An 18,308-nucleotide genomic window follows, 5' to 3' on the forward strand; every position below is an offset into this window, starting at 1 on the left:
TGTGCGGCTTGCTGTCGGTCACGCGTTCTCCTGGGATAGGTGGGTGCCTGTGTCGCCAGGCACCCACGGAACGGGAAACGTGCAGGTCAGGTCAGCGGCCCATAGAGGCGAGCCGAGCCATGTGCCCTTGGAAGACGAGGTCCACGATGCGGCCGGAGGCTCCGTTGCGGTTCTTGGCAACGATGGCCTCGACCTGGCCCGCCTTGGGGCCGGTGTCGGTGCCGTCCTCGGCGAGCTCGCGGTGCAGCAGAATGATGATGTTGCTGTCCTGCTCGATGGCCGAGGACTCCTTGAAGTCGCTGACCAGAGGGCGGCGGCCGACGGCGCCTCGGTTGAACTGCGCCAGGGCGACCACGGGGACCTTGAACTCCATGGCGATGAGCTTGAGGCCGCGGCTGATCTCGGCGACCTCCTGGGCTCGGTTGGTGTTCTTGCCGCTGCCCTCGGGGGTCATGAGCTGGAGGTAGTCGGCGACGACGATCGCGGGGGCGTGGCCGCGGGCGGTCATCCACCGCATGCGTGCGCGGATCTTCGACAGGGTCAGGTTCGCCGAGTCGTCGAGGACGAAGTTGTGGGCGTTGGAGAGCCGGTCGGAGACCTTGGCGATGCGGTCCCAGTCGCGTTCGGTGAGCTTGCGGCGGACCAGGCTGTCGAGGTTGATGCCGGCCTCGGCGGCGGTGAGCCGGGCCATCAGCTCGCTGCCGCCCATCTCCATGCTGGCCACCATGGCGGGCTTGTTGTGCTTGAGGGCGACGTGCGAGGCGAGGTTCATTCCGAAGAGGGACTTGCCGCCGGCGGTCGCGGCACCCACGGTGATCAGCTGTCCGGGCTTGAGCTGGATCACCTCGTTGAGGTCGATCCACGGGGTGTCGAGGGCATTCGGGTCGGCTCCGGCCTGGAGCTCGTCGAGGAAGCCTTCCCAGCGGTCGGCGACCGACAGCAGTGGCGCGGCCTCGACAGTGTTCGTCGCGGCGGCCTGGACCTGCCCCATCGCATCCTGGACGATCTTCTCGGCGTCCTGGGTCTGGGCGTACGCCATCGCCACCATGCGGGTGCCGGCCTGGATGACCTGACGCAGCGCGGCCCGCTCGCGGACGATGGCCGCGTAGTGCGGGCCGTTCGCCGCCGTCGGGACGGTCTGGACGAGGGTGTGCAGGTAAGAGGCACCGCCGATCTTGGCGATCTCTCCGCGCTTGGTGAGTTCGGCGCCGACGGTGATCGGGTCGATCTTGGCCGTCTCGGCGGTGCTGGTGGCGTACATGTCCATGATCGCGCGGTAGATCGTCTCGTGGGCGGGCTTGTAGAAGTCCTCGGGCCCCTGCAGTTCCGCGGCGATCTCGTCGATGACCCGGGCGACGTCGTCCCGAGTTGCCAGCATCATCGCGCCGAGGACGGACTGCTCGGAGCTGATGTCGTTGGGCGGGGTGCGGTCGAAGCCGCCGTCCTCGAAGGCCGGCTCGTCGGTCGGGAAGGAGTCGGGCTCGGCGTTGTCGGCAACGTCTGCGATGCTCACGTGTGGAGCTCCGTTCTGGGAGTTTTCGAGCGGCGGCCGGGCCTGGGCAAGGAATCCGGCCGCCGTTGGCGTGTTCAGGCGGGCCCGAGAAGGGGCCTGAGCGCCCCTCAGCGCGTCGATGAGGGGTCCTCGGGCCCTTCCGGGCATCCATTGATCGTTTAGGCCGTCAGGGGGCCGTACGCGATCTTCACGTCAGGCGCCCGCGGCAGCCGGCTGCCGGACGCGGGCCGGGTGGCACTCGTCGCACAGGCCGGTGGTGCGCCAGCCCTGCTCGTCCTCGACGGTCCGCATCCGGGTGACCTCGTCGCAGTCCAGGTCACCGCAGTAGGCGGGCAGGTTGGAAACCAGCTGTTCCGAGGACCTGCTCTGGCTCGGCACGGTACGAGCGGTCGCTGCGGCACGGTGACGACGGACTAGGTCCTCGATCCGCTTCTTCAGCGTGGCCACCGGGGCATTCGGCAGCTGGCCCTTCGTAATTTCCTGGACCAGGGCGTCGTCGAGTTCCCAGCCCTGGTCCTTTGCAACTCGCGCCAGCAGCGGCGCCAGCCGGTGTGCCGTCTGCCGACCGCACGCCCACGGTGCGGGCATCTCCTGGAGGAACTCCGCAGCGGCGGCGACGGCCTCGGCGTCGAACTCAGAGTCCGCCTCCTCCTCCCGCGCAGCGGGGTTGTCGGGGCCCAAGGGAGCACCGAGGGGCGTGAGGGGGTTGGGGGAGGTGGTATCCACCACCTCCAGGGGGGGTGTGGGGGGGAAACCGCCATTGGAGGCATCAGGTGCGACCTGCGGTTTTGCCGCATCCGCCTGGGCAGGCGATCCACCTGACCTGGTCATTGGAGGCATCAGGTCTGACCTGCGGTTTTCTCCGTTGGAGGCATCAGGTGCGGACCTGACCCCCTCAATAGAGGCATTAGGTGTGACCTGCGGTTTTACGGTGTCGCCGAGGATGTACTCGATCTGCTCCTGGGGCGGCTTCGGGCGCTTCGAGATCTCGTAGCGGGCCCCCCCGAGCTGCCCGCCCTCGAGGCGGACGCGGAACGTGCGGATGTAGCCGGCCTTCCGGATCAGCGCGAGCTCCCGCCGCACGGCGTCTTCGCCCAGCGGCTTGCCGTTCGCGGACTTCCACCCCAGGGCGCGGAACCAGCCGACAAGCTCAGGGACGTCGAACTCCTCCCCCGGCGGCATGAACCACAGGGCCTGGAGCACGGAGATCGTGAGGGGCTGCCAGCCGTGCCCGAAGAAGGTCTCCTCAGTGATGGTGACCGAGGGCTCCGGCTCGATAGCCCGGGCCCACGTCTCGCGGGGCTGCTGCAACTTCGTCATCGGGCCACCCCCGAGGCGGACCGGACGGGGGCGTTCATGGCGGCCGCGATCGTGCGGCCGGCGGTGTTGGTGAAGAGCATGGCCGTGTCGTACGTGACCGGCATGGTTAGCGTCGCGGGCTTCATGGCGCCGTCGTATCCGCCGAAGCGGACACCTCCCGGCGCGGCCATCGCGAGCATCTGGCGGTGCATGTGGAGCGGGTCTCCCTGGGTAGGGAGTCATACGTCGGCGGAGGGGCAGGTGACCAGGTCAGCGAGGGAGATGCTGCACTTCCCGTAGGAAGCTGGCTATCCTGCTATCGGTAGCCGGGCCTCGACGAGGTCAGGTGCCCGGCGTTACCGCCGACGTACGACTCAGATCAGTGGCTTCCTAGGGCCTGGGGTGAGTCGTGACTTAGATGGCCGTCCCTGTTGGCGCAGGTGACGGCCATCGCCCTTTACGGGCCTCGTCCGTGCACGTTCATCGTCCGGTCCTTCTCCCGGTTGAGGTAACCGGGGATCACGTGGTACGGGCACCACCCGAGGATGATGCAACAGTGTCGGCGCAGGTCAGAACGCGTATCCCGCCTGGCAGGTTCCGAACAATCGGAAGATCCGCCCAGCGGGAACGCATCGGTGCCGACGGCCCGCGCGGCGGGCCGGGCAACAGTCTGCTGTAGCGAAAGAGACGGGGCCGACGGCAGCGAGAATTGGCTGCGGAGCAGCTGCTCGGTCATGTCGGCCTCTCGGGTCCGTCGGCTTCGCCGCGCAGCAGCGCGGTTACTCGGATGCGGGGCCATCATCCACCCTCGCCTGCGTGCCAGGGGCCACCAGGCGACTTCTGGGTGTGTCGGGTGGCGCCGGAGTGCCGCACATCCCACCGAACGTAGGCCGCTGTCGCGTCGTCACCAACCTTGAACCTGGCCCAGCGAGTGCCATCCGGGTCGGATTCCTCGGTGGCTCGGGTCCGGGCGATGAGCTCCGCCGGCCCCTCGGCATCCAGGAGATCCAGCAGTTCTTCCCACGAGAGCTGGTGGAAGAGATCGACGAGGCGGCTGGCGCCGTCTGACAGGAGTGCCGCCCGCCGCACTTTGGAGGCCGGGACACTACCTGTGATGGCGTGATCGGCGGCGGCCGGGTCGGTGGCCGCAACCCAGTACCCGCCAGGCTTGTTTCGCAGGCCCCGTTGCACGGCTACGAGTTCGGAGACCCTAGCTGCCCGTTCGGGAGTACCCGCAGGCCCGGAGAGGGCCGCAGCCATCTCGGGGCCTGCGACATCCTCGACGCTGGTGTCCGCCACGGCCTTGACCGTTCCGGCCGCATCTAGGACCAGTACCGAGTCCGACAGCACGAGATAGTCAACCGCGCCACGGCCCTCGCGGAGCATGACCACCGTGGCGGCCGGCACCGCTTCCTGGTCCAAGGCGCACGTGCTCGCGTGCATCGAGTTGACGTCGCCGATCGCGCCACGAAGTACCTCGACAAGCGCCTGGTCCTCGTCGCCCATCAGCGCGACTAGACGTGCACCGAGTTGCCGGACGTACCAAGGCGTGCCGTGGCTGCACGCCATCGGCAGGTCTCTCGGCGCGGACAGGCCGTCCAGGACTACGACGACGCCCGGGCCGACGAAGACCCCATCCTCGTTTTCGGCTCCGACGCCCTTGGCCGACGACACGGTGACCTGCACGGTGGGTTACGCCCTCTCAGGCTGGTAGAAGGGGGTGATCCGCTCGCTGGCGACGATGTCCAGCGTCTCCGGGTCGTAGGTGCTCCTGATCAGAACGGAGAACCTCTTGGCCTTGAGTTCGCGGTGGACGTTCTCCAGCTCCGAGTTCAGCCAGTGGACGACGCCACCGCTGCCGCGGGCGTGGATGCCGGCGATGTACAGGAAGGTGCCCTTGCCGTCGGGGCGCGGCAGCCTGCCGAAGTAGGCGATGTCCTGGTTCTGCCCGCTGTCCATCGGGGAGCGGTAGACCTCACCGCTGTTCAGATCGGTCAGGAACCAGCCCTTGCTGTCCTTGTCGAAGCGCAGGTGAGGGTCACTTTCGAGGATCTGCTCGATCAGGGGGCTCAGGCGGGGACCGCAGATCACGACCAGGTTCGGACGGTTCAACTTGACGTTGCCGCCCAAGGGGATGCGCTCGAACGAGATCTCCAGGCCAACTTCTTCGGCGAGTCCCCGGAGGTGCTCGTACGTCTGGAAGTCCTCCGTGGCGATGACCGGGCCCTGGATGGCCTTGTCGCTGCCGTCCTCGAGCTTCCCCTCCTCCAGCTTCTCGGCGAGCGCCACGATGACGCGGCCGCTGCCGAGGAAGAGCCTCTCGGGGGGAGCGCCCTTGGCCAGCTGGCTGACGCGGCCGGCGCTGATACCGAGCGCCGTCGCCAGGTCCTTGTTGCTGGTCAGGCCCGTGCGTAGGGCCTCGTTCATTGCTTCGTTGCGGACCGATTGCACCTGGCCCTCGTAGTCCTGCAGCCGGCCCACGATCTGGTGGGCCTTCTTCGCCCGCTGGAGTGGATCGGTCAGGGCCCGTACATCGGAAAGCGCGGTGTCGAGTGCCGCGTCGAGCTTGTCGTCCATGTGTGTGCCTCCCTTCTGGGGTCATGTTTAGCGCACTAAAGACGCCTCTTCAAGGTGGTTGACGCTCGGGCGGAGCCGCCCTACTGTTTCGTTCAGCAGCCGCTTTAGCTCGCTAAAGACGGACCTTGCGAACGCTATATCTGCACGTCAGAGCGTCATTGCGCACCACAACGCCGATCCCACGGCGAATTGCACAGCACAGCTATGCCCTGGCGGCCCCGGTGAACTCGCTCTCCCGAGCGGGGTGATGGATGGTCGCTCGTTGCTTCTGAACTCAACAGTGGACTGAATTTCGGGCGCGGCGCCCCTGCCGTCATTACGACGAGACGACCCTCTCACCAGCGGATTTCCCGGCTGGTGTGGTCTTGAGCGGGGGGTTGGCCGCACGGCACCCGAGAGCGGATCTGTAGAGGACCCCAGGGGTGGGGTCGAGGGTGCGATTCCCCATCTGCTCACCGCGCCGCACAGACGGCGCGACCCCCGGCACGGCGTTGCAGCGCCATGTGTGCCGGGGGTCCACGGATCCACCCAGCTAGGGAGCTGAATCCGCATGACCATCATCGCAACTTCCGCCGCCCCGATCCGCCCGCAGGCTGCGGTCGACGCGCTCGACGACGTTGTCGCCGACGCGTTCAGCCTGTTCGACGAGGTCCAGGGGCTGGCCAAGCTCGGCGTCCGGCTGGCGCTGACGGTCCTCCCGGGCCGGATCACCGCCGACGTGACGCTGCAGCCGGAGGCCGCCAGCCTGCTGCCCCGGCTGGCCGGGGAGCTGGAGAACGCCTCGATCGCCTACACCCCGGCCGAGGTCGGCATCGTCGGCTCGATGGGCCAGGGCAACATCGCGGTCCGCATCACGGTGGGCCGCGAGCACCTGACGGCCGGCGACCTGGAGGACCTGGTCGACGCCATCGACCTCGACCCGGCGTTCGCCGCGTACGGCGAGGCCGACGACGAGTACATGGAGCGGGTCGCATGACCGAGGCCGAGCGCGAGGAGCTCTCCCGCCGCCTCGCGGAGACGAACCGCCAGTCCACGCACCAGTCCGGCAGGAACGGGTTCTCGATGGGGGGTGGCCAGCTGTGAAGCTCTGGCCGTTCAAGACGATCCGCACCAGCACGTACGAGGAGCTGGTGGCCACCGAGGGCGCCCTGACCACGGCCCTCGACGAGACCGTCGCCATGGAGAAGGACTGCGACACCGCCCGCGAAGAGCGGGACACGGCCCTCGCCGAGCGCGACGAGGCCCGGGCCTTCGCCGAGCGGTTCCACAAGGAGCTGGAGGAGAAGGCCCGGGAGGTGCAGCAGCTCCTGGGCAAGCTGCGCCAGGCCGAGCACGGCGCGGGCCCCATCTACATCCTGCTCCACGACGGTGAGGCCATCAGCGCCCACCGGACCAAGGGCGGGGCGAAGGCCGCCGCCCGGCTCCGCTACGGAATCTCCGAGGACGACTGGAGCCCGGGGGAGGGCCACCCGCTGGCCAGCGGCACGGTCATCTCCACCATTCCGCTGGCCGCCGACACCCCGGTCGCCGACGCCAACGCGAAGGCGGTGACGGCATGAGCGCCCTGCTCAAGTCCGGCAAGACGGCCATGGAGGAGTTCCGGCGCAGCCACGGCCCGGTGGAGACCTGGTCGGCCGCCGACTTCGACGCCTACCAGAACTTGACGGACATCGCCGTGGCCGCACGGACCGGCGGCGGGCTCGTCGCCACGGCCGGCCGCCGCACGGTGGCGGTGGGCCTGTTCGGCTACGTGTTCGCGCTGTACGCGGTGGCCAAGGTGCTGCGCGCGGTCCGGGGCGTCGAGGCGCTCCGGCTGGAGTGGCACCTGCACCTGGTGATCCGCGGGCCGCTCGCCCGCGCCGACGAGGGCCTGCGCCGCAGTGGCGACCGCCTGTTCCGGCTGCGCATCGAGCGGGCGGGCCTGCGGATGACCGGGGTGGTCGACCGCATGGCCGACCGCCTCGCCAGGGTCTGACAGGCCGCACACGCACATGGTGGCCGCCCAGGCGGGCGGCCACCCGTATGAGAGGAGTGGAGCGTGGCGGCCCGTACCGGCACCCGCAACGCCCGGAAGACGGCGGCCCGCAAGCCGCCGGCCAAGACGACCCCACCGCCGCGCGGCCCGGCCGCGGCGGAGACCGTGCCGCCCAGCCCGGAGGTACGCGAGGAGCAGCAGCTCCGCGAGGCGGACCTGCGCGACCGGGCCGCCGACATCCTCGACACGGCCCGCTGGACAGGGGCGCAGGAAGCCGCGGAGCTGATCCAGGGCGCCGAGGCCCGGGCGCACACGATTCGGCAGGCGGCGGCCGCCGACGCCAGGCGAGTTCTGGCCGAAGTCGCCGAAGAGGCGCGGCGCCGCCTGGCCCGGGCCGAGGCGGACGCGGACGACGTCCGCTCCATCGCCCGCACTGCGGCCCGGGAGGAAGCGGAGACGATCCGCGCCTCCGCCCGGGCGGAGGCGGTCCGGGAGACCGAGGAGGCCATCGCGGCCGCCGAGGCCCAGGCCAGCCAGCTCTTGGCCGACGCGGAGAAGCAGGTGGCCGCTGTCCTGGCCGAGGCCGAGGAGCGGGCCACCGCGCTGGTGGAGATGCGCCGCACCGCGGCGGAGGCCGCCTACAGCAAGGCCCTCGCCGACGCCGCGCAGATCGTCGATGAGGCGCAGGAGAAGGCCGGGCAGATCCACGCGGCCCGGGCCGCGCTCGACACCGAGCTCGACCTGGCCCGCCGGCAGGCGCGGCTCGACCTCGACGAGGACCTCGCCACCCGACGCACGGAGATCGAGGGCGAACTGGCACGCTCCTGCGCCGAGGCCGAGGAGTCCCGGGCCGAGATCGAGGCGGAGTTCCACGCGCTCGGCGAGAAGCACGAGCGTCAGCGCCTGGCCCGCCTCGATGAGCTCGACGCCGAGTTCGCCGGCCTGCGCGAGCAGGTGGAGGCCGAAGCCCGGGCTGCGGCCGAAGGGGTCAGCCTGGAGGCCGACGCCAAGCTCAAGGAGGCCAACCGCCAGCTGGCCGCGGCCCGCGAGGCCCGCAAGGTCGCCGAGAGGCGGGCGGCGGGCCTCAAACGCACCCAGGCCACCAGCGAGTACGTCAAGGCGGCCAGCGTGTGGACGGCCCTGGTGGCCGTCATCATCCTGACCGCGTCCGGCGAGTGGGCCTTCGCCCGGCTCGTCGGACTCGGCGACACCCCGATAGGGGACGCCGGCTGGGCCCTGCCGCTGGGCCTGGACGTCTACGCGGTCACCGCGTTCCGCATGAAGAAGGACGTGCCGTACGCGCTCGGCCTCATGGCCGCCACGAACATCACCTACCACGTGGCCGACATGACCGGCGCCGGCATCACCGTCGACGGCGGGGAGAAGCACCCGAGCGTCGGCCTGATCGTCGTCGCGGTGCTCGTCGTGGTCGTCATCGTCTGGCGGGTTCACCGCCTCCTGGAGAACGACCACACCGGCGCCGAACCGGCGCCCGCCACCGGTAGCCCTACCGGCGGCGAGGACGAGGAGAGCACCGGTAACCCGGGCGGTGAAAGCACCGGTAGCCCGGCCGGTACCGGTAGCGGTAACCCGACCGGTAATCCGGGCGGTAGCGGTACCGGTAATCCGGGTTCTACCGGTACCGGTAAACCGCGCCCGCCCGGCGGCGGTAAGCCGGGCGGTAAGACCGCTCGGCCCGGCACCGGTAAGGGCGGCCGCCCCGGCGGCGGTACCGCCGAACAGCGGGCAGCGGTAAGGGCACGCGCCGCCGAAATCCTCAACGCGGGCGGCACCCCCTCGCCCACCGCTCTCGCCGCCGAGTTCGGCGGCCTGGACCCCGAGTGGGTCCGCAACCAGATCCGCGCCGTCCGCACCTGACGCGACGGCGGTAAAGCACGCCGCGGGCCGGGCCCGCTCTCTGCCCCCGAAAGACGGCGGGCCCACTTCCCCCAGAAGGAGATCAACCGATGGACCTGTCCCACCTGCTGACCCCCGAGGCCCTCGCCGCGTTCGTCCAGGAACGGCGCAAGTCCCACCGCACCGACCACGAGGTCTACGACGACCTGCTCGCCGCGGTCCGCGCGACCTACCGCAAGCAGCACATCGAGGGCGACCGCTTCAAGGCAGCCTCCCGCCGGTCCCGCCAGCTGGAGAAGCACGCGAAGAAGCTGGTCAAGGGAGCCAAGCTGCAGTACGAGGCGCTGGAGGCCCTGCTCGTCGCGCACGCCGACCACACCGCCCTGGTCCAGCAGCTGCCCGAGCAGCGCAAGGCCAAGCGGCTGGCCCGGGCGCAGCGCAGCGCCGCGTTCGGCGAACTGGCCTCCAAGTCCCTGCACAAGACCACGCAGGCCCTGACCAGCAAGGACGGCGAGGACGAGCAGGTCGCGGGCTCGCTGTACGACCTGGGCCGGTCGAAGCGGGGCGCCGCGTGAGTGCTCCGATGACGAAGGCGGAGGCGCGGCGCCTTCGCCAGGACGCCCACCACGAGCAGCGGATCGCCGACTACGCCGCCCGGCTCGGCGAGTGGGGCGTGCTGCTCGCCTGGTTCGAGTCGGCCAAGGCGGTCGCCAAACGGGAGCAGCAGAACGGCAATCAGGCGCCACTCGTCGAGCTCGCAAGGACGCTGGAGAACTTCTGCGCCCGTCACCGCCAGTAGTCACCGCGTGATGCGTCAAGGGCCGCTCTCCCCCGGGAGGGCGGCCCTGATGCTGCCCCAACCGGAGGCGCGGACACACGGACGCGCGGACACGCGCGCGCGTACACGAGACGGTCACTTTCTGTCAACAGGAGAGAGGGGTCATGACAGACGACTCGGATGGCGGGGAGCTGATTCGACTCCCCAGCCGGGAGGGGGGCTTGGCCGGGATGCCGGGCCTGCCCCCGCCCCGGCGGACCGCTCCTCCGGAGACGCCGGAGGAGACGACGATGGAGCTGCCGGTCATCCCGGCGAGGGAGACGGCCGCCGAGACCGCGGCCGCGATCCCGGCCGCGGCGCCGGCCGCCTCGCCGATGCCCGGCTTACCGGGCGCACCCGGCCCTGCCCCGGCCGCTTCCGGTGGCGGCGGGGCCCTGATGATCGCGGCCCCGCTCGCCGTGGCCCTGGCCGCGATGCGCGGGATGGCGATGGTGGTCTCCGACTGGCGTTCGCGGCGCATGGCCGAGCACGCCGAGGCCGCCCCGCTGCGTGAGGCGAAGATGAAGGCCAAGGTCGCCGGCCTGGAGCAGCAGACCGAGCACGCCCTGGCCATGCGCAAGCTCGGCGACCAAGGTCGCGAGGCCAGGGCGAAGAGTGCGGTCCCCTCCAGCCAGGAGTACGGCCGCAAGGCCGCCGGCGGGGGCGGCGGACGTGGCTCCGGCGGCTCGACGGGCGCCGGCGGCTCGGGCCGCGGCGCCGGCTCCGGCAGCAGCGGCGGGCCGGGCGGCGGCAAGGGCAAGCCCGGAGCATCCACCGGCTCGCAGTCGGCGGGAGCAGGCGGCAAGGGTGCGGGCACCAAGTCCCCGGGCGGTGCCGGTGGATCCTCCTCCGGGAAAGACAAGGGAACCAGAAATTCCGGTTCCGGTTCCCCGTCCGGCTCCGGCAAGGGCTCCGGCTCCTCCGGGGCGGGCAAGGGCGCGGGCGGCGGGGCCAAGGGCTCCGGGGTCCAGGCGCCGACCGGCGGCAAGTCGCCGAGCTCGTCCGCGTCCAGCCCGGCCATGGAACGAGCCCGCGGCCGCCAGGAGCGCAAGGCCGCCGGCCAGAGCGCGCGGATGGAACGGCGGGCGGCCCGGCAGGCCGCGGGCCTGGCCGACCGCACCAAGGACCGGGACCTGGCGCGCGACAACAAGCAGAAGGCGCGGCAGGCCCGCCTGGAGGCGAAGGGAGCACGCCGCGCCCAGAAGGAAGGCGACAAGGAGGGCGAGGACCGCACCACGCTCGGCCAGGCCCTGGCGGAGTCCGCGGCACGGCGCTTGAAGAGGCGGCGCAAGCACGGGATGGCCCCGCCGGTGGTGTCCAAGGCCAAGCGCGGCAAGAGCAAGAAGCCCAAGCCCGGCCCGACCGGCTCCTCGTCGGCTGGCACCTCCGGCAAGCCGAAGCCGACGTCTTCGTCCGGTCCCGGCAGCGGCCCGTCGAAGAAGACGGCCCGTCCCAAGAAGGTCCGGATCCGCAAGCGCAGCCCGAAGAAGGCCGGGCCCGGCAAGGGCTCCGGCTCTCCTGCCGGGCCGGGCACCGGCAGTGGGCCGTCGAAGAAGAAGACCGTCCGGCCGAAGAAGGTCCGGGTCAGGAAGCCCCGGCCGAAGAAGAAGCCGGCCCCCGGGCCCGGTGCTCCCTCCGGTCCGGCGAAGACCAAGAAGAAGTCCACGCGGCCCAAGTCGCCCACCGGGCGGAAGGGGCCGGGCAAGAAGAAGCCCCGGGTGAAGAAGCCCAAGGCACGCAAGAAGAACCGCAAGGCCGGACCCGGCACGACCGGTACCTACGGCGCGGGCCCCGGCCCGACGACCGGCCCCGGCCCCGGCCCCGGTGCTGGTCAGGGCCCGGGCGGCTTCTCGTACGAGCGGGAGGACGCCTGGACGTCGGCGCAGAAGACCACCGGCCCGATCTGGGACCCGTGGCTGTGGGTCCGCGATGACGAAGCCCAGCCGAAGCCAAAGGCTCCCGCGGGGATCGGCATCGGCCCGCTCGGGCTTCCCCGGGCGCCGGAGCCGCACACGCAGCGGCCGGGAACCCAGCGTCCCGCCGGGGCACCGGCGGCCGGCCCTACGCACACCAAGGAGGCGCCCGTGAGCGCAGTAGCGAACCCCAGATTCACCGGACTTGCGGCCCGGCACCGCACGGAGCTGAACCTCAACGGCTACCTGCTGACGATGGCGAAGATCGCGGTTCGCGTCGGCGAGACGGCCCGGGAGGCCGATGCCGTCGCCAAGACGATGGCCGCGACGGTGAAGGCGATCGAGGAGATGCAGCAGGAGCTGCAGGACGGCCACAACGTCACCGACCCGTCCGTGATGGCCCTCCTCGACAACCTCGCCGAGCAGGCAGACCGCATGGGCAAGGAGGCGGAGCGGATGGCGGCCGAGTGCAAGGCCGCCGACGAGGGCGCCGTGATGGCCGCCCGGGCCGTGAACTCGGACTACCGCCGCGACCAGACCGCCAGGGAGAACGCGGACCTCGCACACGCGTCGTCCGCCGCCCACCACGAGGGGTGAGAGATGAGCGACCTCGCACGACAGACCGACAACAGCTACGCCGGCCTCCAGCGCAAGCTCAAGGGCTTCGCCCTGGCGCTCGACGCCGCCGCAGAGGGCCTGACCCAGGTCAAGCTGAAGATGAAGGCGCACTCCGCGGAGGCCCTGCTCACGGCCCAGCAGCTGGAGCACGCCGACGGCGACCCGAAGTACGTGGAGCTCACCGCCAGCGTGTCCGTCCTCCTGGGCGGTGCCGCCCTCGCGGCCGACCGGATGAAGGCAGCGGCCGAGGAAGGCGCACGCCTGTCCCGGCACGCCGCAGCCGTCCACCGGGCGAAGTACGGGGAGCTCGACGACATCCGCAGCAACCGGACCACGAAGACGCCGAAGCCCGGCTTCTTCGAGTAGCACCGCAATACCCCAAGGGGAGGGCCGCAATTCGGCGGCCCTCCCCTCTCCATTCCCGAACCGAGTAAGGAGGAACACTTCATGTCGACCGTGGCCCTCGGGCACGCCATCGCCCGGCGCGTCCACCTGGAGCGCGCCGTTTACGGGGCGGCCGTTCTCGGCCTGACCATCGCCCCGAACGTCGACCCCTCCGGGCCGGCCAACCTCGCCATGCTCGCCACCGCCGCAATTCCCGCCGGAATCATGGGCGTGCGGGCATGGAAGAAGGCGGAGAACCCGGATGCGGGCCTGCTGACGACCGTCATGCGGGCCATTCCCTTCGTCTCCGCCGCAGCGGTCGATATCACCGCCGTCTTCACCACCGGGTGGGGAATCGACGCTGCCCTCGCCGGAGGCTGGGCCGTGACCATGGGCCTGCTCGCTCCCCTGTCCCGCACCGGCAACCTCCGCCTGGCCCAAGCCGCCCTGCACGAGCTGGAGACTGCCGAGCAGGAGGACCAGGAGCCGGAAGCCGAGGGCGAGTTCGCCCGCCAGCTGCGCGGCATGTGGGAGCGGGCAGGCAGCCCGGGCTCCACCGAGCTGCGCCGGATCGAGCGCCACCCCGGCACCAGCATCGACTTCTCCGCGCTCCTCAAGGCCCCCGACGGCCGCGCGGTGCCGAACCTGGACGAGCGGACCGTCGGCGCTGCCTTCGGCGTCCCGCCCGAGGCGGTCAAGGTCCGCGAAACCGTCCACGGCCCCGACGGCACCGCCTACGGCCCCAGCTGGGCGGAAATCATCGTCACGCCCGACGCGCACCGGCGGGCGGCCAAGGCCGGCCCCAGTGACGCCGACTGGTGGGCGAAGAACATCGCCCGCCCCGGCAAGGCGATCCCCGGCGCGGTGTTCGACTACAAGACGCGTGACGACGAGCGGGGGGTCACCCACTGGGTGGCCCAGATGGAAGACGAGACCGAGGCCCCTCGCTGCGACCCCGCCAAGCTGTGCACCGCCCTCGGCGCCGACAAGGACGAACTCCGCGTCTTCGCGCACGTCGACGGCCACCGCGTCCACGTGATGGTGTGCGACGAGCCCCCGCTGGTCGTGGTCCGCCACGCCACCCGAGCCGACGTCACCCCCGACGCCGCCGGCTTCTGGCGCCTCGGCGTCGCCTACGACGGCTCCTACGTCCGCGGCCGCGTCCACCGGCCCGAGGGAATCGCCCTGGGCCTGACCGCCGGCGCCTCCGGCTCCGGCAAGTCCCAGCTCATCGTCCTGGGCATCGCCGCCGCCGCCAACGCCGGCATGGTGAACTGGGTCGCCACCGAGGCCCCCGACGGCAAGATCGCCCTGCTCGCCCCACACGTCGACCGCCACGGCGTCGGCCCGCTCTACATCTGGCGGATGCTCCGCGCGGCCGTCGCCCTGATGGACATCCGCGGCGCGATGCCCCGCGCGGACGGCACCGTCCGGGACTGGAAGCCGAACGACCCCGGTTGCCCCTACAGCGGGCTCACCGTCGACGTCGACGAGTACCTGGCCGCGTCCAAGGACGAGAAGTACGGCGAGCGGATCACCCTCCTCGGCGAACTCCTCGGCGTGAAGGGCCGCAAGTACGGCATCGGCTTCAAGCCCGCCGGCCAGGACATGAAGGTCGACGACGGCTTCACGAGCACCATGCGCAACCAGCTCAAGGCCAACTCCCGCCCGGTCGTCCTGAACATGGGCGACGCCGCCGCCACCCGCCGCGCCTTCGACGGCCTGGTCCCCGCCGAGTACATCCCCGACCCGCTGCCCGGCGAGTACGGCGGCACTCGGCTCACCATCGAACAGCGCATCGCCGGCGAGGAGTCCCCCGAGGACGCCACCGGCATCGGCGGCGTCGGCTGGATCGTCATCAAGGGCCGCCCGGTCCTGATGCGCACCCTCTATGTCGACCTGTCCGGCCCCGACGCCGAGCAGAACCTCGCCGAGCTGCTCCCCGAAGCCGACCAGCACCTGACCCCGTACGAGACCCGGAAGCTGGACGAACTCGGCCTCCTCGGCGACTGGAACGCCCCCGACCTCGAGGACGAGGAGGACCAGGACCAGCACGACGGCGAGGACGGCGACTCGGCGCCCCGCCGCAGGACGCGCAAGACCACGGGCGGTGCCGGCGCCAAGACCGGCAGCCGGCGCAAGAGCCCCACGGCCGCCGACCGGGTCGCCTCCTTCCTGTCCATGCTCCCGGACGCCGACCGGCAGATGGTCATCGACGCCATCACCGGCGACGGCGTCACCGCCGATGACGCGGCCGCCGCCTACGACGCCCACGTCGGCAACTGAACCCCAGCACCGTACCAGGGCCCCGGAGAGGCCTCCGGGGCCACTTCCACACCCCTGTGACGACCGAGGAGAGCCCCGTGCACCATGACCGCCAGCCCGCCGCCGGTACGCCGCTCAGCGACGACCAGGCGGCCGCCGAGGCGTACCGCCTCATCCACGACGCCTACCGCCCCGCCCCCCAAGCCCCGGCCACCTTCTACCGCGATACCAGCCCCGTGCCCCTCGTCGGCACCGCCCCGCCCGTCACCCAACCCGGCCGGCCCCCGATGAGCGCCAAGGCCACCGACGCCAGCGCGCTCATGCTCACCGCGGGCCTCGCCTCCGTCCCCATCGGCGGCTCCATCTCCCTGGTCATGTGGACCATCGGCCAGGTCGACCCGCTCGTCGTCGCCCTCGTGTGCGGCGCCCCGGTCGCCGTCCTCGCCGCCCTGGCCAAGGTCTTCAGGAGCGCCAAGGAGACCGTCGCCGCCGCGCCAGCCGAGCACCACCACCACTACGCCGGCCCGGTCAGCCAGGACCACACCAACGTCAGCACCACCACCCGCGGCGTCATCGCCCGCACGAACAACGACTTCCGCCGCTGACCCCGGCCTCGATCCGATCGCATGTCAGGACTGAGCGCCTTCCATCTGTACCAGCCACGAGACCCCTGGCAGTGATAGTGCCTGGGGTCTCGTCACGTTCCACGACAGGCCCGTGGTTTTGCCGCTGGACCAGCCATCCGAGAGGACCCAACACCAGATGTCCATATGGCCCTCGATCGTTGCCGTGCTCGGCACCCTTGCGGGTGCCCTGACCGCCGGCCTCCTCCAGCACCGTTCGGCACGCACCGCACGGGCCGAGGAGCGCGCCGACAGCCACCGCCAGGACCAGCTCGGCGCCGTCACCGACTTCGCGGCCGCCCTGGACGCGCACCGCTCGGCGATGTTCCACCGGGAGCGGCTGGCTCTGACAGAGGCGGGCACCGAGCACCAGCTGGATGCCCAGACGAAGTCCCACGACACCCGGGCGGCAATCACCGCGCCCCACATCCGCCTCCAGGTTCTGGTACCCGAGCTGGCCGGGCCCGCCCAGCAGGCCGCAGACGCCACGTACGCGCTGCGCAAGGCCACCGACCGGACCGAGCTGAACGCCCGACGGCATGCCGCCAAGGAAGCGTCCGTCGTCTTCATCGCCGCAGCCGCCACGCTGCTGAGCCCCAACAACCCCTGAGGGGAACGGAAAGAACCCCTGAACAACACGAAGCGGCCCCGTCCTCGGACGGGGCCGCTTTTTCTGATTTCAGGGGCCAGGCCGTTAGGTCGCGGCGTGCTCCTTACCCTCCCCGACCGGGTCCGCTCCGCCGCGCCGTGCTTCCGGCAGGGCAACCTCGGCCGGCGCCGTCAGCTCCTCCCGCACCTTGTCGATCTGGGCCTGCAGCTCGTCGAGGTAGCGGTGCGCGGCCGCAGTGTCCTTCTTCGCCAGCCGGCGCACCCAGAGCGACGGCACCGCCCGTTCCACCCTCGCGGTGAAATCGGCCGGGTCGTCGTCATCGTCCTCGCCAAACGACTCGACGAAGGCCCGCACGTGGTCGGCGACCTGCTCCTCGTCGAAGTCACCCCTCGGCAGGGCCTGGACGGCACCGCTGAGGAGCTTGGCGGTGACGTTCACGCCGTCGACCTCGAGCGTGGTCTTGTAGACCAAAACTGCCGCGTCGACGTCCCAGGTGTCCGCCACCGGAACCAACTCCCACACCTGGGCCTGGTTCAGCGCCTTGAGGGCCTTCTCGGCGTTGGCGCCCAGCGGGCTCGGCTTCTTGGTGGCTCCAATTGGAGCCACTTCGTTCGACAGGAGCTCGAACACGGCTTCCGCGATCCGCCACGTCCGGATGAGCTTGTTGGCGTACGCCTTCTTCATCCGCCAGTGCTTCCAGACGTAGTCGTCGAAGCTGGCGCACTCGGCCCGGTAGAGCCTGCCCTCGCGGAGAGTCTCCAGCGCCTTGCCTGCCAGCCAGAACGCCCACTGGAGCGTGTCCACCGCGGCGTGGCACTGGGCGAGGATGCCCTTCTCATCCGACGTGAGCGTTATCGGTTGCGTGGACAGCGGACGGCTCAGCGGCTTGAGCGCCTTGGCCATGTCGACGGCGCTCTTGTACTCCCACTTCTCCGCCGCGGAACCGCCTCGTCCCCGGCCCATCAGATCAGTCCTTCCACGCCGAGGGCGAGCTTGTAAAAGTCCTCGCGGGCCCGGAGCGCGGTGCCGCTCTCCGGGTACTGGATGACCGTGAGTCCCTTGTCCGGCGCCTGGGCGTGCATCTTGTAGCGGCGGATGGGTTGCGACATGTACTTGTACCCCCGCGTCGTGCACCACTCCTGCATCTCCCGCAGGTCCGCCCTCGTGCGGTCCGTGCCGGAGTCCCAGTTGTTGATGACGATGCGGAAGGGGATGTTGCGGGGCTTCAACAGCCGCTCGATCGTGTACTCGGCCGGATCATGCGTGAGCGTCTCCACGGGCACGATCGGCACCAGGGCAAGGTCGGTCAAGTCCAGGACCTCACGCATCGCCTCCGCGGCCGGACCCTTGCCCAGCGGATCGAGGGCGTCGATCTCGGCGTCGGGATCGATGTCCGCGAAGCCAGGCGTGTCGACGATCACCCGCAGCACATCAGGGTCTTCGACGAGCTTGCGTAGTTCGCCGACCTTGCCTCGGGTGACCATGTAGTCGAACGGCAGGCGGTCCTCGGGCACCCGGCGGGCCCACTTCTCCAAGGAGCCCTGGAGGTCGATCCCGGCGGCGACGACCGGGCAGGGAGCATCCGGTGACGAGGGCGGATTGTTCTCGCCCATCACAGCAGCGACGTTGACGGCGTCGGTGGACTTGCCGGCACCGCCCTTCTGCTGGAAGAACGAAATGACTTTGGCGCGGCGTAGGGCGGTATCGACCGCAGCGCGCTGAGCGGGGGACATGTGACTCCTCCGTGGGCTTCCCCGGGTGGGTACTCGGACAGGTCAAATCCTGCCAGAGCAACACACGGCCCCGAGCCCACCGCGCCGCCGCCAGCCCGGAGCCGGTCACACGAACCCGCGGACC

Annotated in this window: 18 protein-coding genes; 11 read left to right on the plus strand and 7 right to left on the minus strand. The window is 70.8% G+C overall.

The annotated features are described in order from the left end of the window. Positions 1-91: 91 nt before the first annotated feature. The 5 genes from ACZ6ZI_RS38695 to ACZ6ZI_RS38715 form a co-directional block, all read right to left on the minus strand. Positions 92-1,513 carry a replicative DNA helicase gene (locus ACZ6ZI_RS38695; RefSeq protein ID WP_469529442.1) on the minus strand — a complete coding sequence of 474 codons (1,422 nt, stop codon included), beginning with the start codon at positions 1,511-1,513 and terminating at the stop codon, positions 92-94. Between the two features lie 192 nt (positions 1,514-1,705). Then, a complete protein-coding gene (locus tag ACZ6ZI_RS38700) occupies positions 1,706-2,833 on the minus strand; it encodes a hypothetical protein (RefSeq protein ID WP_469529445.1) in 1,128 nt (375 codons plus the stop codon). Then, complete coding sequence (locus ACZ6ZI_RS38705) at positions 2,830-3,024, minus strand: hypothetical protein (protein ID WP_469529447.1); 195 nt, start codon at positions 3,022-3,024, stop codon at positions 2,830-2,832. The genes ACZ6ZI_RS38700 and ACZ6ZI_RS38705 overlap by 4 nt, the downstream gene beginning before the upstream one ends. Before the next feature lie 586 nt (positions 3,025-3,610). Further along, entirely contained in the window at positions 3,611-4,498 is an 888-nt protein-coding gene (locus ACZ6ZI_RS38710) for an integrase (protein ID WP_469529449.1), read from the minus strand. A gap of 6 nt (positions 4,499-4,504) precedes the next feature. Beyond that, positions 4,505-5,389 carry a sigma-70 family RNA polymerase sigma factor gene (locus ACZ6ZI_RS38715; RefSeq protein ID WP_469529452.1) on the minus strand — a complete coding sequence of 295 codons (885 nt, stop codon included), beginning with the start codon at positions 5,387-5,389 and terminating at the stop codon, positions 4,505-4,507. Positions 5,390-5,939: 550 nt separating this feature from the next. Between ACZ6ZI_RS38715 and ACZ6ZI_RS38720 the strand changes: the two genes are divergently transcribed. From ACZ6ZI_RS38720 to ACZ6ZI_RS38770, 11 genes are all read left to right on the plus strand, one after another. Continuing rightward, positions 5,940-6,365 (plus strand): hypothetical protein, encoded by a 426-nt coding sequence (locus tag ACZ6ZI_RS38720; protein WP_469529455.1) that lies wholly within the window; start codon positions 5,940-5,942, stop codon positions 6,363-6,365. Between the two features lie 103 nt (positions 6,366-6,468). Next, positions 6,469-6,948: a hypothetical protein gene (locus tag ACZ6ZI_RS38725; RefSeq protein ID WP_469529457.1), complete on the plus strand. Its 480-nt coding sequence runs from the start codon at positions 6,469-6,471 to the stop codon at positions 6,946-6,948. Beyond that, entirely contained in the window at positions 6,945-7,364 is a 420-nt protein-coding gene (locus ACZ6ZI_RS38730; protein ID WP_469529459.1) for a hypothetical protein, read from the plus strand. Before ACZ6ZI_RS38725 ends, ACZ6ZI_RS38730 begins: the two co-directional genes overlap by 4 nt. 63 nt (positions 7,365-7,427) lie before the next feature. Next, entirely contained in the window at positions 7,428-9,242 is a 1,815-nt protein-coding gene (locus tag ACZ6ZI_RS38735) for a hypothetical protein (protein WP_469529461.1), read from the plus strand. Between the two features lie 89 nt (positions 9,243-9,331). Then, complete coding sequence (locus ACZ6ZI_RS38740; RefSeq protein ID WP_469529463.1) at positions 9,332-9,796, plus strand: hypothetical protein; 465 nt, start codon at positions 9,332-9,334, stop codon at positions 9,794-9,796. A gap of 8 nt (positions 9,797-9,804) precedes the next feature. After that, positions 9,805-10,020: a hypothetical protein gene (locus ACZ6ZI_RS38745; RefSeq protein ID WP_469529465.1), complete on the plus strand. Its 216-nt coding sequence runs from the start codon at positions 9,805-9,807 to the stop codon at positions 10,018-10,020. Between the two features lie 269 nt (positions 10,021-10,289). Beyond that, positions 10,290-12,548: a hypothetical protein gene (locus tag ACZ6ZI_RS38750; protein WP_469529468.1), complete on the plus strand. Its 2,259-nt coding sequence runs from the start codon at positions 10,290-10,292 to the stop codon at positions 12,546-12,548. Between the two features lie 3 nt (positions 12,549-12,551). Next, positions 12,552-12,935: a conjugal transfer protein TraB gene (locus ACZ6ZI_RS38755; RefSeq protein ID WP_469529471.1), complete on the plus strand. Its 384-nt coding sequence runs from the start codon at positions 12,552-12,554 to the stop codon at positions 12,933-12,935. Positions 12,936-13,016: 81 nt separating this feature from the next. Further along, positions 13,017-15,239, plus strand: coding sequence for a chromosome segregation protein ParM (locus ACZ6ZI_RS38760; protein ID WP_469529474.1), 2,223 nt, complete (start codon positions 13,017-13,019; stop codon positions 15,237-15,239). 77 nt (positions 15,240-15,316) lie between these two features. After that, positions 15,317-15,823, plus strand: a complete 507-nt coding sequence (locus tag ACZ6ZI_RS38765) for a hypothetical protein (protein WP_469529475.1) — start codon at positions 15,317-15,319, stop codon at positions 15,821-15,823. A gap of 157 nt (positions 15,824-15,980) precedes the next feature. Further along, a complete protein-coding gene (locus ACZ6ZI_RS38770) occupies positions 15,981-16,451 on the plus strand; it encodes a hypothetical protein (protein ID WP_469529480.1) in 471 nt (156 codons plus the stop codon). A gap of 84 nt (positions 16,452-16,535) precedes the next feature. Here the strand turns inward: ACZ6ZI_RS38770 and ACZ6ZI_RS38775 are convergent, their stop codons facing one another. Both ACZ6ZI_RS38775 and ACZ6ZI_RS38780 read right to left on the minus strand, forming a co-directional pair. After that, complete coding sequence (locus ACZ6ZI_RS38775; RefSeq protein ID WP_469529483.1) at positions 16,536-17,414, minus strand: hypothetical protein; 879 nt, start codon at positions 17,412-17,414, stop codon at positions 16,536-16,538. Next, positions 17,414-18,184 carry a ParA family protein gene (locus ACZ6ZI_RS38780; RefSeq protein WP_469529485.1) on the minus strand — a complete coding sequence of 257 codons (771 nt, stop codon included), beginning with the start codon at positions 18,182-18,184 and terminating at the stop codon, positions 17,414-17,416. The genes ACZ6ZI_RS38775 and ACZ6ZI_RS38780 overlap by 1 nt, the downstream gene beginning before the upstream one ends. Positions 18,185-18,308: the final 124 nt, after the last annotated feature.

It is taken from the genome of Streptomyces sp. NPDC103540 (genome assembly GCF_055584445.1).

Bases quoted from the DNA above. Each gene is read 5' to 3' on its own strand.
- ACZ6ZI_RS38700 (WP_469529445.1), bottom strand. From the start codon at position 2,833: ATGACGAAGTTGCAGCAGCCCCGCGAGACGTGGGCCCGGGCTATCGAG.
- ACZ6ZI_RS38705 (WP_469529447.1), bottom strand. From the start codon at position 3,024: ATGCACCGCCAGATGCTCGCGATGGCCGCGCCGGGAGGTGTCCGCTTC.
- ACZ6ZI_RS38715 (WP_469529452.1), bottom strand. From the start codon at position 5,389: ATGGACGACAAGCTCGACGCGGCACTCGACACCGCGCTTTCCGATGTA.
- ACZ6ZI_RS38720 (WP_469529455.1), top strand. From the start codon at position 5,940: ATGACCATCATCGCAACTTCCGCCGCCCCGATCCGCCCGCAGGCTGCG.
- ACZ6ZI_RS38730 (WP_469529459.1), top strand. From the start codon at position 6,945: ATGAGCGCCCTGCTCAAGTCCGGCAAGACGGCCATGGAGGAGTTCCGG.
- ACZ6ZI_RS38740 (WP_469529463.1), top strand. From the start codon at position 9,332: ATGGACCTGTCCCACCTGCTGACCCCCGAGGCCCTCGCCGCGTTCGTC.
- ACZ6ZI_RS38745 (WP_469529465.1), top strand. From the start codon at position 9,805: ATGACGAAGGCGGAGGCGCGGCGCCTTCGCCAGGACGCCCACCACGAG.
- ACZ6ZI_RS38750 (WP_469529468.1), top strand. From the start codon at position 10,290: ATGGAGCTGCCGGTCATCCCGGCGAGGGAGACGGCCGCCGAGACCGCG.
- ACZ6ZI_RS38755 (WP_469529471.1), top strand. From the start codon at position 12,552: ATGAGCGACCTCGCACGACAGACCGACAACAGCTACGCCGGCCTCCAG.
- ACZ6ZI_RS38760 (WP_469529474.1), top strand. From the start codon at position 13,017: ATGTCGACCGTGGCCCTCGGGCACGCCATCGCCCGGCGCGTCCACCTG.
- ACZ6ZI_RS38770 (WP_469529480.1), top strand. From the start codon at position 15,981: ATGTCCATATGGCCCTCGATCGTTGCCGTGCTCGGCACCCTTGCGGGT.
- ACZ6ZI_RS38775 (WP_469529483.1), bottom strand. From the start codon at position 17,414: ATGGGCCGGGGACGAGGCGGTTCCGCGGCGGAGAAGTGGGAGTACAAG.
- ACZ6ZI_RS38780 (WP_469529485.1), bottom strand. From the start codon at position 18,184: ATGTCCCCCGCTCAGCGCGCTGCGGTCGATACCGCCCTACGCCGCGCC.